We start from the raw sequence: 13,896 nt of genomic DNA, 5'->3' as shown, positions 1-13,896 counted from the left end.
TAGCCAAACAGCATAGGGTATGGTAAAGCAGATAGCGACGGTAAGGTCGTATACTGCCCCCTTTGTCAACGTGACCAAAACTTGGGCTAAGCTCAGTCCCGACTCGGTGGATGAAATGGCCATCAATAGGATCCGTAGACCTAGGGATGCAATCACGAAAAATAATATGAACAGCCTGAGTGCACTGTAACGTGTCAGGCTGTTTGATCTGTTGTGGTAAATCATAATCAAGCGATCGAAATTGGGATAGATTAGCCTTCAAGGTTTAAAAACCACTCCTCGGCCTGGGCAATGGCCTGGCGGATCAGATGAGGGTCGGACTGTCTTCCATCACGTATTAATTTGTTGGCTATCTCGATAGCCTTTTGCCTGACCTTTGGCTGCAGGTCGTCCATTTCCAATGGGAAATATTCCATTGTCCATTCCATAGAAATATATAGAGGTTTTGTCCACTAAGGGTACAGATAAAAAGAAGCCTTTTACCATTCTCGGTTATGCTCCCTAAATTGGGCAGACACAACTGGCATGGTACAGGGATTGACTAAATAGCAGCTACCGATTGTAAAAAACAATAGCAATAAAATTCAGCCTACAGCTTGGGGGGCTGCCAAATGCCGATACTTGCCTGTAACGTGGGATCACAGGTTTGCTCGTTATGGAATGTATTTTGATCAGTAATAATCAAGGGGGCGTTCAGCGTAGTAAAATACGTCAGGGAAGGTGTGGAACAGCAGGCACATTGGCAGAATGGACTGCATTCGTCAAATTTTACGAAACCCTCATCGGCAGATGAAGATGCCATCAGCGATTGGCTGTCCATCGGATAGTCCGGCTCGGCCGCAAGCAGATCCTGGCACGGCCAGGATAACTGTAGCAACAAGATGGAAAGAAATAGCAAAACGGCGGCCTTCATATCGGTACAAAAGTATAAATATTTATAGTATCATTCCCATCTACAAATCGTTCATGTTAACGCCAAAACGCACAATTTATTTTTTATGACATTTTAAAGATGTACGATTTTATAAAAATATTTGGTTTTTTAAAATAATGTTTAGATTTGTGCCATATGAAATATATCGCATTCATAATGGTAATCTATCTGGCGGGCATGATGATGCTTCCGTGCAGTGATGCCTATAATGAATGTAAGTCAGCACAACAGAGGCAAACAAGGGTTGAAATTGCCGATGACCATAGTCATAGGTCAGATGTAAATGATAATTGTAGCCCCTTCTGTAACTGTAGCTGTTGTCATACGACTATCGATAGCAAATTCCTAGCAAATAAAGAGGAAGATCCCAAACCTGTATACGAGGAACTGAAATTCCTTTTCACAGATCAACGTTTTGTTTCCAATTATTATGGAAGCATCTGGCAGCCGCCCAAGCTTAATAGCTAATTATTACTTTTTTCGGAAATGAAGTCCGCATATGCCACTTTTTGTGGCCATTTCTGCGTATACTTTATTTTTCGACCGCATCCATTCATTATTTATTTGGATTGCGGGAAGTCCTATTAGTTATTAATCAGAACAATAATGTTAGATAAGATCATTTATTTCAGTATAAAGAACAAGATCATTATCGGTCTAATGACCTTGGTTCTTATAATTTGGGGCGGTTGGAGTGCAACCAAACTGCCGATAGATGCCGTACCGGACATCACTAACAATCAGGTACAGATATTTACCACCTGTCCAACGCTGGCAGGCCAGGAAGTGGAACAGCTTGTGACCTTTCCAATAGAACAGAGTATTGCCAATGTACCTAGAATTGAAGAGATACGTAGTATTTCGCGTTTCGGTCTTTCGGTGATCACTGTGGTCTTCGACGAGAAGACAGACATCTATTTTGCCCGTCAGCTCATCAATGAGCGATTGAAAGAGGCCGTAGATAAAATCCCACAGGGTGTGGGAACGCCAGAGATGGCACCCGTGAGCACCGGGCTTGGGGAGGTGTACCAGTACATCATACACCCCAAAAAGGGAAGTGAAAAGAAATATAATGCCAAGGATCTGCGTACAATGCAGGACTGGATCGTAGCCAGACAACTATATGGAACCCCAGGTATTGCCGAGGTGAATAGTTTCGGCGGACAGTTGAAACAGTATGAGGTAGGCGTTAATCCGGACAGGCTCAGGGCTATGGGGGTAAGTATCCCAGAAATCTTTACCGCACTGGAAAAGAATAACCAGAACACTGGTGGCGCCTATATCGATAAAAAACCGAATGCCTATTTTATCAGGGGTATCGGTCTGGTAAATTCCCTGAATGATGTGAAAAAGATTGTGGTCAAAAACTCGGGAACCGTTCCTATCTATATCAATGATGTAGCTGATGTAAGGTTCGGAAGTGCTGTGAGGTACGGTGCCCTCACCTATAATGGGGAGGTGGATGCCGTAGGTGGCGTTGTGATGATGCTCAAGGGGGAGAACAGTAACGAAGTTGTAAAGAGGATCAAACAAAAATTGCCGACCATACAAGCTTCCCTGCCCGATGATGTGGTTATCGAACCATATTTAGATCGTACCGATCTGGTGGGAAGGGCTATAGCTACTGTTGAGAAAAACCTGATCGAGGGGGCATTGATCGTAATCTTCGTACTGGTGATCTTCCTTGGTAACCTGAGGGCTGGTCTGATCGTTGCCTCGGCGATTCCTTTGGCATTACTTTTTGCCTTGGGCATGATGAACGTATTTGGGGTAAGCGCCAATCTGATGAGTTTGGGTGCCATCGATTTCGGTCTTATTGTCGATGGGGCGGTAATTGTTGTGGAAGCAACGATGCACCATTTGGGACTGCGAAAATCTATGAACAAACTGACCCAGGGTGAGATGGATGAAGAGGTGTTTACCTCGGCCTCAAAAATCCGTACCAGTGCAGCATTTGGAGAGATCATTATACTGATCGTGTATATCCCGATCCTAACATTGGTTGGTGTGGAAGGTAAGATGTTCGGACCGATGGCGCAGACTGTAGGTTTCGCTATTTTTGGTGCGCTTATCCTTTCGTTGACCTATATTCCTATGATGTGTGCACTTTTCCTTTCGAAAAAGCCAAGCCATAAAAAGAATTTCAGTGATAAGATGATGGAGAAACTCCAAGCGGTCTACAGACCGATGCTGGAGAAGGTAATTAAGATCAAATATTACGTAGTTGGGGCGACAGTGGTGCTGTTTGCTGTTTCCATATTCTTCTTTAGCCGAATGGGCGGCGAGTTCATTCCGCAGTTACAGGAGGGGGATTTTGCATTTCATTGTATCCTGCCACAGGGAAGTTCCCTGAACCAGAGTATCGAGACCTCGATGCAGGCCTCCCGCATCATCAAAAAGTTCGACGAGGTGAAAATGGTAGTTGGAAAGACCGGTGCCGCAGAAGTGCCTACCGATCCTATGCCGCCGGAGGCTACCGATCTGATGGTGGTGCTCAAACCAATGAAAGAATGGAAAACGGAAAGGAGCTATGAAGAACTGGCTGAGGCCATCATGGAGAAACTCGAAGTGATACCGGGCGTTTTCTTTGAGAAGAACCAGCCGATACAGATGCGTTTCAACGAACTGATGACTGGTATCAGACAGGATGTGGCAGTGAAGATCTTCGGTGAGAACATAGATACGCTCGCGAATTATGCCAAGGAGGTAAGCGAAGTAATCCAGAGCGTACCGGGGGCAACCTCTCCGCAAGTAGAACGTGTGGGCGGTCTTCCGCAGATCAATATTGAGTATGATCGTGCCCGTATCGCCAATTACGGACTTGCTATTCAGGATGTCAATGACGTAGTTAGTACGGCCTTTGCCGGAAAAAGTACTGGGCAGGTTTATGAAAATGAAAGACGTTTTGACCTGGTAGTGCGTTTGGACAGTGCACACAGGAGTGGTATAGAAGATGTGAGCAACCTAATGATCCCTACCAGTAAGGGGCTTCAGATCCCTTTGTCTCAGGTAGCAACCATAGCGTATAAGTTGGGACCCGCACAGATCAGCCGTGAAGCGGGGAAACGCCGTATCGTAATCGGTTTCAATGTCGACGGACGTGACGTGCAGAGTGTGGTGACCGATATCCAGCAACAGTTGGCACAAAAGATCAAGCTGCCATCTGGCTACTACTTTACCTATGGAGGTCAGTTCGAAAACCTACAAAAGGCGAGCGCACGTTTGATGATCGCGGTACCCGTTTCATTACTTCTGATCTTTATGCTGCTCTATTTTACGTTTCGTTCGTTCAAACAGGCCATATTGATATTCACGGCTATTCCGATGAGTGCTATTGGAGGTGTCTTTGCGCTCATGTTGCGAGGTATGCCTTTTAGTATCAGTGCGGGGATCGGATTTATCGCGCTCTTTGGCGTAGCGGTACTCAACGGTATCGTATTGATAGGAACCTTTAACCAATTGAAAAAAGAGGGAATGGAAGATATATTAAAAAGGGTAAAAGAGGGGGCTATTACCCGTCTTCGCCCAGTGCTGATGACCGCCACGGTGGCCTCTCTTGGATTTTTGCCAATGGCCATCAGCTCCAGTGCAGGTGCCGAGGTACAAAGACCTTTGGCCACTGTAGTAATAGGTGGTCTGATCACCGCTACTTTCCTAACCCTATTCGTTCTGCCGTTGCTCTATATCATTTTTGATAGTGGTATGAAAATTAAGGGCAGATTGGGCAGGAAAACTGTTGTTGCGACAATGGTCTTGTTCTTGATCGGTGCGTCTTCAGCAAATGCCCAACAACGGATTTCGGTAGAAAATGCTGTTGGTACCGCTTTGAAGAGCAACCAACAGCTTGGTGTCAACGAGGCCGAGGTCAAAAGCGCAAGACTGAATACGAAAACAGCTTATGAGATACCGAAGACGGGCATATTTGCAGAGAACGAAGATTATCGTCCTTCCGATAAAGTGGGTATCCTAAAGATCGGGGTTTCGCAGGCTATCGCATGGCCTGGTCTATATGCCGCTAGGAAGAACTATCTGAACGCACAGTTGAAATACGCGGAGCTTAATGGTGAGGTCATCAACGCCGCAATTAGGAGGGATGTCCGTACGGCCTATTACCAATTGTGGTTCCTACAGGATAGACAGATGCTCTATAAACGTCTGGACAGTGTTTACACCATGCTGTTCAAGACCACAGAAGTACGCGTAAAGACGGGAGATGTGGCACGTTTGGACAGGGTTGCCGCCGAAGCGAAGATGAGGGAGATACAGGCGCAGCTTTTGCAGAATACAAAGGAGATGACCATCCAGCAGCAGCAATTGATGATGTTGCTGAACCTCAACGAATGGATGTTGCCCGTTGCCCAACCGCTAGGTAAGGTTGGCGTGGAGACTACAGCTACTGCTGCCTCACATCCCTTATTGGCCCTACAGGAACAGAATGTGAATATCGCCAGTTCCAATATTTCGGTTCAGAAGAATACCAACAGGCCCGAGTTTTCTGGAAGGTTCTTCAGCCAGCGCCTATGGGGTGCCAATGATCCCTTTACCGGATTTTCGGTAACTGCAGCAATTCCACTGTTTGGGGGAGGCGCCTATCGCAATAAGGTCAAGGTGGCCAATGCCGAAAGAGAGGTACAGGAAAAGACCTTGGCATACCAGACCCTACAGCTACAGACCCAACGCGCCAATGCGGTTGCCGATATAGAGAAGAGCCGTTCGCTGCTTGAATTTTATGAGACCTCTGGCCTGAAACAGGCCGAAGAGATCATTTCTGCAGCGACCCTCAGCTACAGGTCGGGCGAAATCAGTTTCGCCGAGCTAGGGCAGTTCCTTAGCCAAGCCATTGGTATCCGTCAGGGGTATCTTGACGTACTTAACCAATACAATCAATCAGCTATCCAATTCAATTACTACAATAATAAATAAGATGAAACTTGTTTTTAGAATATTATTCTTCGCCGTGACAGTAATCACACTGAACAGTTGTGGAGGAAAACAGACAGAAGGTGAAGGGAGCAAACCTGGCAAGGAAGCCGAAAAGCCCGCAGCTGCGAAAGAGGAAGGACATGGTGAAGAGGGGTCTTCGACGATTGCCTCCCTTACCCCGGAACAGATCAAATCGGTCGGTATCACAGTGGGGACCATTGAACTCAAGAACCTGACCGCTACCATCAAGGCAAACGGTGCCTTAAGGGTGCCGAATAACAACAAGGCCAATGCGACTTCGCTCTACGGTGGAGTGGTAAAAACCTTGAGGGTCCAGCTGGGAGATTATGTCCGTAAGGGACAGGTGATTGCTACGATCGAGAATCCACAGTTTGTCCAATTGCAGGAAGAATATCTGACCATTGGCAGCAGGATTACATTGGCCGAACAGGAACTCCAACGCCAGCGTGAACTTAATGCAGGAAATGCGGGAGCTTTAAAGAACCTACAGAATGCTACGTCCGAACTTAACGCCCTAAAGGCGAGAAAGGCATCACTGTACAAACAGGTGCAGTTAATGGGGATCAACCCTACTTCGATCTCTGCAGCTACCCTGACCTCGGCGTTATCTGTAACCAGTCCGGTAAGCGGAACGGTAAGTGCGGAGTTTGCAAAGATCGGAAGCTACGTGGACGTTTCTTCGCCAGTAGTGGAAATCGTAGATAACGGTCTGATACATTTGGATCTGCAGGTGTTCGAAAGGGACCTTCCTTTCATTAAGGTAGGCCAACTGGTGAATTTTACGGTAACCAATAATCCACAGATAACCTACACGGCAAAGGTGTTCAATATCGGATCTTCCTTCGAGAATGAGAGCAAGACCATTGCGGTCCACTGTACGGTCACAGGAAATAAGGCCGGCCTTATTGATGGGATGAATATTACCGGTATGGTGAGCGTAGACAAGGCAATGACGCCAACTGTACCTAATGAGGCGATAGTGGAGGCAGATGGTAAGTTCTATATTTTCATACATACCGATAAACAGCCCGAAGCCGAAGGCGAAGGACAGGGAAAGACGGACGCGCATAAGGAAGGAGAGGAACATGACCATTTTGCGGAAAATAAAGGCCATAGTGCTAATATGAACTTTGAAAAAATTGAGGTTGCCAAAGGTGTTTCGGAGTTGGGCTATACTGCGATTACACCGGTGGGCCAATTGCCTAAAAATGTAAAGGTAGTAACCAAGGGCGCTTTCTTCATCAATGCCAAATTAAGCAATGCTGGGGGGCACGAACATTAGTGTTAGGTGCGAAGGGGGAAGGTGCCTTGTGCATCCTCCCCTAAATCGCTAATAAATTGATTTAATGGTGTGAACAGAACATGTATAATATAAAGTTGTTATCAGTAAGGTCTAGAAGTGGTAATCGGTAAATTGAAGATATAAAACTATAATTTATGTTATTGAACAAGAAAATATCGATCTGGTATTTCGTTAAAGGTATCGGCTCACAGCTAGCTCTGATCGTTGTATTTGCGGTCTCCATTGGCCTGTTGGATCTTCATCCAACATTCCAGAAAATAAGTCTTCCCCTGAGCATTCCCGCTTTGGTGGGGACAGCGGTTTCGCTTCTGCTCGCTTTCAGGACTGCGCAATCCTATGAACGCTGGTGGGAGGCCAGGACGGTATGGGGCGCGATAGTTAATGATTCACGCACGTTGATCAGGCAGGTACAACAGTTTGTTCCCGATAAACAGAAAGTAATCACAAAGGAATTTGTTCAGACACAGATTGTTTGGGTATATGCCCTTGGTGAGGCTTTGCGGAGACAAGAATTCTCTCCAAAAGTGAAAAGCTATCTGAATGCCCACCAGATCAGTGCCGTGAACATCCCCAATGCTTTATTGGACCAGCATTCCGAAAAGATCAGGGAGATGGCGGCCGAATCTATGATATCGGACTTCAAGCAGATACAACTCAATGAAACCGTGGCCAGGCTCTGTGATAGCATGGGGAAATGTGAACGTATCAAGAATACTGTATTTCCAAGGTCATATAGCGTGCTGGTACATACGCTGATCTATGTATTTGCTGCCATCTTGCCTTTTGGACTGGAAGATTCGCAACTCGCTGTTGAGATATTGCTGACCATATTGGTGCCTTTGCTCTTTATCATGATCGAAAAGACAGCTATTATCATGCAGGATCCGTTCGAAAATACGCCGGTTGATACGCCCATGACCTCATTAGCACAGACCATAGAAATCAATCTGCTGGAAATGATCGGAGACAGGGACGTACCTGCGAAACCAAAGAATTACCAATATTTTGAAATGTAGTCAATAAAGGACCGATGGATATTGAATTTGAGCTGTTGCTTTCGGGCAAGATGTTTTTGGCCCTAATTCTTGGAGGGATTGTAGGGATTGAAAGGGAGAGGGAGCACCAGTATACAGGTATCAGGACATTTGCCTGTATCTGCGTGGCTGCCTGCCTTTTTGTTTCGGTAGCTGCCCATCTTACAGAGGATAAATCGGCTATTTCAAGGATGTTGGCGGCCATCGCCACAGGCTTGGGGTTTATCGGTGCAGGTATCATCTTTCGGGATGAGAGAAATACACCAAAGGGCCTGACTACAGCTGCTGGACTTTGGTCCACTTCGGCAATAGGGGTGGCTATTGCATTGAATATGTTTGTCATTGCTGTCGCATCCACATTGATCATCCTGTTGATCTTTGCTATCAATAAATTTTCTTGGTATCAGCGCTTTTTGAAAGTCCTTTTCAAGAGCAAACAGAACGATGAAAACACTGAGTTATAAATCATAAAAACTAAATCACATGGAACATAAGCATAAGTATGATGCACAGGGCAAACAGCTCTGCTGCAACCAGACAGAAAAAATCTATGATAATGCGGGTGCAAAGGATTTATTAAAAGATAAGCACCACGATGGTGATGGGCATGATCACGCTCATGAACATAGTGATGACGATGGTCACAACCACGATGTAACCGATAAAAGTACATTCCAACTTTTCCTGCCGTCTATCATTTCGTTAGCCTTGCTGCTGATCGGTATCGCCCTAGATAATTTTATTCCGCAGCCTTGGTTTACCGGGTTGGTGCGGGTTGCACTTTACGTAGCTGCCTATGCGCCTGTTGGACTACCTGTCATCAAAGATGCTATTGGTAGTATCAGCAAGGGAGAAGTATTTTCGGAATTCTTTCTAATGAGTATTGCTACCTTAGGCGCATTTATCATCAAGGAATATCCTGAAGGCGTAGCGGTGATGTTGTTCTATGCCGTAGGGGAAGTTTTCCAGACGCTCGCTGTTTCTAGGGCAAAGAGTAACATCAAGGCCCTTTTGGATCAACGTCCGGATGAAGTGACAATATTGGAGGATGGAAAGCCCCGCCTGGTTAAAGCAGAGCAGGTCGAGATAGGAGCCATAATACAGCTTAAGCCTGGGGAAAAGCTTGGATTGGACGGAGAGCTTATCTCGGAGTCCGCATCTTTCAATACAGCCGCCCTGACGGGGGAGAGTAAACCTGACACCAAAAATAAGGGTGAAACGGTACTTGCCGGTATGATCAATCTAAATACCGTTAGCCAAGTAAAGGTAGATACTGCCTACACAGACAGTAAGTTAAGCAAGATTCTTGAGCTGGTGCAGAATGCAACTGCACAAAAAGCTCCAACTGAACTTTTTATCCGCAAGTTTGCGAAAATCTATACCCCAATCGTGGTACTTCTTGCCATAGGGATCTGTGTGCTTCCCTATTTCTTTGTTGAAGGTTATGTGTTCAGGGATTGGCTATATAGGGCGTTGATATTCCTGGTAATTTCCTGTCCATGTGCACTGGTAATCTCTATACCTTTGGGATACTTTGGAGGAATTGGAGCTGCCAGTCGAAACGGTATTCTTTTCAAGGGCAGTAATTTCCTGGATATCCTTGCTACAGTAAAAAATGTGGTGATGGACAAGACCGGAACAATGACCGAGGGCGTTTTCAAGGTACAACAGGTAACCATTGAAGAGGGTTTTGATCAACAGGAAGTACTTAAGCTGGTGAATGCATTGGAAAGCCAAAGTACGCATCCCGTAGCCACGGCAATTCATAACCATGTTGGCGAAGTGGACAGTTCGGTAAAGCTGACCAATGTGGAGGAGATTGCCGGACATGGTCTTAAAGCCACAGTTGACGGAAAGGATCTTTTGGTCGGGAACTTCAAATTGATGGATAAATTCCAGATCAGGTACAGTTTAGATCCTTCTAAAATCGTGTATACCGTCATCGCCGTGGCCTACGGTGGGCAATTTGCGGGCTACGTTACTATTGCCGACAGCATTAAGTCGGATTCTAAGCGGACTATAGAAAGACTGCATGAACTGGGTGTCAAGGCTACGATGCTGAGCGGGGATAAGAGTTCCGTAGTAGCCTACGTCGCTAAGCAGTTGGGCATAGATAATGCCTTCGGAGACCTTTTGCCCGAAGATAAGGTGAACAAGGTCAAAGAATTAAAAGCAAGAAACGAGAGCGTAGCTTTCGTAGGTGACGGAGTGAATGATGCACCGGTAGTCGCCCTGAGTGATGTTGGTATGGCGATGGGTGGTCTCGGTAGTGATGCGACGATAGAAACCGCTGACGTGGTTATACAGGATGATATGCCAAGCAAGATTCCAATGGCTATCAATATTGGCAAACAGACTAAAAAGATTGTCTGGCAGAATATTATACTTGCGTTTTCCGTGAAAGCTGTAGTTCTGGTACTCGGTGCTGGTGGACTAGCGACAATGTGGGAAGCGGTTTTTGCTGATGTGGGCGTAGCTCTGATTGCCATCCTAAATGCGGTGAGGATACAGAGGATGAAATTTGGATAGGTGGGATGAAGAAACGGAACAAGCGATATAAGGGAGGTTCAGAATTCGACCACCCACTGTTCAGGGCGCCAGGGACCAGAAATGAGAAAATGCCTGTCAAAAAATATCGGCTATGGAAAATCCTGTTAATGATGATAGCTGGACTGATTCTGCTTCTAGCGGTAATTTCAACAGCCAAACATTATTACAGGCACGTAAGTGGTGATTTGCAGCACAAGTCACATTGAGGCCGAGACTATGCTCAGGCAGTATATGTTAGGCTACTGCCTGAGCCTTTTATAGTGTTTGGGGTTAACCGTACAGGTGACAATGACTAAAGAAGAACTGAACCGATTGTTAGTCGGCATTGGAAAATTCTCTTCCAATGATGTCGATCTATTCAGAACAGAGGTGAGAACAAGGAATTTCAAAAAAGGGGACTGTCTTTTGGAAGTTGGGGATGTATGTCGGTCAATGTACTATGTCGTTTCCGGAAGTATCTGCGAATTTGGATTGTTGGAGGACAGAGAATTTATCCAAGGTTTTTATCTCGAAGGGGAATGGTGCCTGTGTCGTGCAAGCTTCAGTTTGACCAGTCCCTCCCTTACAACGATAAAGGCGCTTTCTGACCTGATAGTATGGGAACTTTCCAACGAATCCATTAGAAAGCTGATTGGCCTTTCTCCCGCTTTTTGTCAATTGGGGAAAATATTGCGAGCCTAATCCTGTATGAAGAGAATACTCGTTGTAGATGATTATGAGGATATCCATTCGATATTTTCATTTATTTTCCAGGATGACAATGTCGAACTCGGGTTCCTGTCCGATCCTGCGGGGCTCGATGAACTGTTGATGGAATGGAATCCCGATCTACTAATGTTAGATGTCAGGCTTGGGAGTGTTGATGGCCGCGATATATGCAGACTGATCAAGGCTGACCAACGCTTTGTTCCCTTAAAGGTCGTTCTCATGTCGGCACTGTCCATCGATTGGAAAGATGATCTCAGCGGTGCAGATCTGATGATATGTAAGCCGTTTGATATTTTCGCTGTACGCAGGGATGTACTATATCTAATTAAAACCAATGGTAGTTTAGAAAAGTAGTGGAAGAAAATTTTAAATCAATTCGAAGAAATGAATTCTACAGCAAAAATCGTCAATGGTCTGAAAAGTGGTACCCGTTTGGGGATTTGTGGGGCGACTGCAGTCTGTAGTGGCCTTATCATCGGTATTACACAACCTGTCGCGGCAAGCAGCATGGCTGCGTGGGTTATATTTGCTATACTTTATTTGTCCCTATGTTGGATCACCGCCCTAACCTGCGAACCCCATGAAATCAATAAGATTGCCGACAAACAGGATGCCGGCAGGGCTACGGTCACCATCTTTATCCTTATTGCGGCGGCAGCAAGCCTGGTAGCTGTGGTGCTCCTGTATTCTTCGGCCAAAACCAAAACTGGACTGGACCTTATCCTACACATACTTTTCAGTCTACTCTCGGTTGCAGCCTCTTGGGTGCTGGTGCACACTACGCTGGCCTTCAAGTATGCACATCTGTATTATAGTAGACATGATACACCCCTGGAATTTCCCCGCACTGCCAAACCGGACTATATGGATTTTATGTACTTCTCTTTTGTGATTGGGTGCACCTTTCAGGTCTCGGATGTACAGATAGCTTCCAGACACGTCAGGAGGATCGCCATGTTGCACAGTGTTTTCTCATTTGCGTTCAATACATTGATCGTAGCACTTACGGTCAATATCGTATCTGGCCTGATCGACAACTAGCTATAGGTCTTTGTTTTGTCCGTCATTCATTTATTGGGACGGGAGTACAGTAGGAACAGGGCGACAAGTGCTAGGATTGCCCCTATTGCGGCTAATATATTTTTCAATAGTTTCATATGGGAACAGGCTGTATTAACTTCTGTTGTTGATATTTCATTTCGATAAAAATTCGCTTACGAAAATTAGATAGGCAATCCAAAGAAGACTTAAGAGGATGGCTTCAGTTCTATGTGAGAGGATAAATCCTTTCCAGGTTTTTTTATCTGGTCTATTATACGGTTCTTTGTTTTCTGACATTGTCAATGGTGATATTGCTGACATGGACGTGTTTGGATCTTGTTGCAAAATGAATGAGTACGATAATGCCAATGAAACCAAGGAGAAAAAACAAACCGTTAATATAATAACGGACTTTTTCTACTCGATGTCTTTGTTTTGCGGAATTTACCTTCTTAAGTCCGCTCTTTATTTTTTGCATATGTTCTGATGATCCCGCCAATGACAGGGATGGAATTTTGTCGGTTTAATAAAGTATTAAATGTATAGATCAGAAAAGGGCTTTCCATTCCGATTTATCATAGTCATTTATGGGAAATTTTGGCCCGGGGAACTTTTATGCCATTCCGCTTCATACCAGTGGACTTATAGATAGTTTTTCGTGGATATCGACGGTAAGTTGTATAGGAAGACGGTCTCCTCCTCCGATAAATTGGAAAAGAACGGTTCCAATGGGAACACAGAAATGGCTCGGCCTTTTATGAAATTGCGGGAGGGCCCCGGAGTTGATCTTGGTATCGGTAGTGATGATCGAATGGTCGTTTCTCACCGTTAGAATACCTGGCAGCGGATTTTCTGAATTGTTTGATGACCGATGATAGTGAGGGCATTACCGTAGGTAATGCGTCAGCCTTCTTGATTAGGAGATTGCTGTTGTTTCCCGTACCTATATAGCTGTCAAGTCCCTGTCCATGGTCGAAATTGGAGAAAAGGAAACCTAAGATATCTTCCTCGAATTTTTGTTTCTGATTATCGTGATGATGGTTGTGGGCAAGGGCAGTCGCGGAACTGTGATTGTAGTGATGATGGTGATCGGCCAACGATGGTCCAAGTGTCAGTACCTTGGCCAGTAGTAGCAATATGGTTATGTAAATCCTCATCTGTTATCCAAAGATAGGGAAAGTTAGTATTGATCGTAAATCCAGAGAGGTTTCAAGATTAGATTTAACAAAATGATAATATGAAAGGACAGGGTTTTATGCCCTGTCCTTTCATTAGACTACTTTTTGTTTTTGTCGTGATGTTCATTTTCATCGTGATGCTCAGACTCTGGATGTAGATTTCGTTGAAAGTAACCACTGCCTTTCGTTCCAAGCTGGTCACCC

At 45.2% G+C, this 13,896-nt stretch carries 12 protein-coding genes; 10 read left to right on the top strand and 2 right to left on the bottom strand.

What is annotated here, in order from left to right; genetic code table 11:
* The first annotated feature begins 19 nt into the window (after positions 1-19).
* Positions 20-190, top strand: coding sequence for a hypothetical protein (locus DUT71_RS20500; protein WP_240186978.1), 171 nt, complete (start codon positions 20-22; stop codon positions 188-190).
* Positions 191-251: 61 nt separating this feature from the next.
* On the opposite strand, the gene DUT71_RS20405 is transcribed toward DUT71_RS20500, so the two are convergent.
* Positions 252-428, bottom strand: coding sequence for a DUF2188 domain-containing protein (locus DUT71_RS20405; RefSeq protein ID WP_205313985.1), 177 nt, complete (start codon positions 426-428; stop codon positions 252-254).
* 641 nt (positions 429-1,069) lie between these two features.
* On the opposite strand from DUT71_RS20405, the gene DUT71_RS20615 reads away from it, so the two are divergent.
* From DUT71_RS20615 to DUT71_RS17585, 9 genes are all read left to right on the top strand, one after another.
* On the top strand, positions 1,070-1,402 hold the full coding sequence (locus DUT71_RS20615) for a DUF6660 family protein (RefSeq protein ID WP_113663872.1): 333 nt from the start codon (positions 1,070-1,072) through the stop codon (positions 1,400-1,402).
* 138 nt (positions 1,403-1,540) lie between these two features.
* Positions 1,541-5,857 (top strand): CusA/CzcA family heavy metal efflux RND transporter, encoded by a 4,317-nt coding sequence (locus DUT71_RS17625; protein ID WP_113663871.1) that lies wholly within the window; start codon positions 1,541-1,543, stop codon positions 5,855-5,857.
* A 34-nt stretch (positions 5,858-5,891) separates the two neighbouring features.
* Positions 5,892-7,160 (top strand): efflux RND transporter periplasmic adaptor subunit, encoded by a 1,269-nt coding sequence (locus tag DUT71_RS17620; protein ID WP_240186977.1) that lies wholly within the window; start codon positions 5,892-5,894, stop codon positions 7,158-7,160.
* Between the two features lie 155 nt (positions 7,161-7,315).
* Positions 7,316-8,197, top strand: coding sequence for a bestrophin family protein (locus tag DUT71_RS17615; RefSeq protein ID WP_113663869.1), 882 nt, complete (start codon positions 7,316-7,318; stop codon positions 8,195-8,197).
* A gap of 14 nt (positions 8,198-8,211) precedes the next feature.
* On the top strand, positions 8,212-8,679 hold the full coding sequence (locus DUT71_RS17610; protein WP_113663868.1) for an MgtC/SapB family protein: 468 nt from the start codon (positions 8,212-8,214) through the stop codon (positions 8,677-8,679).
* 19 nt (positions 8,680-8,698) lie between these two features.
* Entirely contained in the window at positions 8,699-10,744 is a 2,046-nt protein-coding gene (locus tag DUT71_RS17605) for a heavy metal translocating P-type ATPase (RefSeq protein WP_113663867.1), read from the top strand.
* Positions 10,745-11,053: 309 nt separating this feature from the next.
* Positions 11,054-11,446 (top strand): Crp/Fnr family transcriptional regulator, encoded by a 393-nt coding sequence (locus tag DUT71_RS17595; protein WP_113663865.1) that lies wholly within the window; start codon positions 11,054-11,056, stop codon positions 11,444-11,446.
* Positions 11,447-11,452: 6 nt separating this feature from the next.
* Positions 11,453-11,827 (top strand): response regulator, encoded by a 375-nt coding sequence (locus DUT71_RS17590; protein ID WP_113663864.1) that lies wholly within the window; start codon positions 11,453-11,455, stop codon positions 11,825-11,827.
* A gap of 30 nt (positions 11,828-11,857) precedes the next feature.
* Positions 11,858-12,514, top strand: coding sequence for a DUF1345 domain-containing protein (locus tag DUT71_RS17585; RefSeq protein WP_113663863.1), 657 nt, complete (start codon positions 11,858-11,860; stop codon positions 12,512-12,514).
* 755 nt (positions 12,515-13,269) lie between these two features.
* On the opposite strand, the gene DUT71_RS17580 is transcribed toward DUT71_RS17585, so the two are convergent.
* Positions 13,270-13,671, bottom strand: coding sequence for a hypothetical protein (locus DUT71_RS17580; protein WP_113663862.1), 402 nt, complete (start codon positions 13,669-13,671; stop codon positions 13,270-13,272).
* Between the last annotated feature and the right edge of the window lie 225 nt (positions 13,672-13,896).

Origin of the sequence: Pedobacter nanyangensis (assembly GCF_003313505.1) — a bacterium.
Classification (GTDB): Bacteria; Bacteroidota; Bacteroidia; order Sphingobacteriales; family Sphingobacteriaceae; genus Pedobacter; species Pedobacter nanyangensis.
This window is presented reverse-complemented; position numbering and strand designations above follow the sequence as displayed.

Bases quoted from the DNA above. Each gene is read 5' to 3' on its own strand.
- DUT71_RS20500 (WP_240186978.1), top strand. From the start codon at position 20: ATGGTAAAGCAGATAGCGACGGTAAGGTCGTATACTGCCCCCTTTGTC.
- DUT71_RS20405 (WP_205313985.1), bottom strand. From the start codon at position 428: ATGGAATGGACAATGGAATATTTCCCATTGGAAATGGACGACCTGCAG.
- DUT71_RS20615 (WP_113663872.1), top strand. From the start codon at position 1,070: ATGAAATATATCGCATTCATAATGGTAATCTATCTGGCGGGCATGATG.
- DUT71_RS17625 (WP_113663871.1), top strand. From the start codon at position 1,541: ATGTTAGATAAGATCATTTATTTCAGTATAAAGAACAAGATCATTATC.
- DUT71_RS17615 (WP_113663869.1), top strand. From the start codon at position 7,316: ATGTTATTGAACAAGAAAATATCGATCTGGTATTTCGTTAAAGGTATC.
- DUT71_RS17610 (WP_113663868.1), top strand. From the start codon at position 8,212: ATGGATATTGAATTTGAGCTGTTGCTTTCGGGCAAGATGTTTTTGGCC.
- DUT71_RS17605 (WP_113663867.1), top strand. From the start codon at position 8,699: ATGGAACATAAGCATAAGTATGATGCACAGGGCAAACAGCTCTGCTGC.
- DUT71_RS17595 (WP_113663865.1), top strand. From the start codon at position 11,054: ATGACTAAAGAAGAACTGAACCGATTGTTAGTCGGCATTGGAAAATTC.
- DUT71_RS17590 (WP_113663864.1), top strand. From the start codon at position 11,453: ATGAAGAGAATACTCGTTGTAGATGATTATGAGGATATCCATTCGATA.
- DUT71_RS17585 (WP_113663863.1), top strand. From the start codon at position 11,858: ATGAATTCTACAGCAAAAATCGTCAATGGTCTGAAAAGTGGTACCCGT.
- DUT71_RS17580 (WP_113663862.1), bottom strand. From the start codon at position 13,671: ATGAGGATTTACATAACCATATTGCTACTACTGGCCAAGGTACTGACA.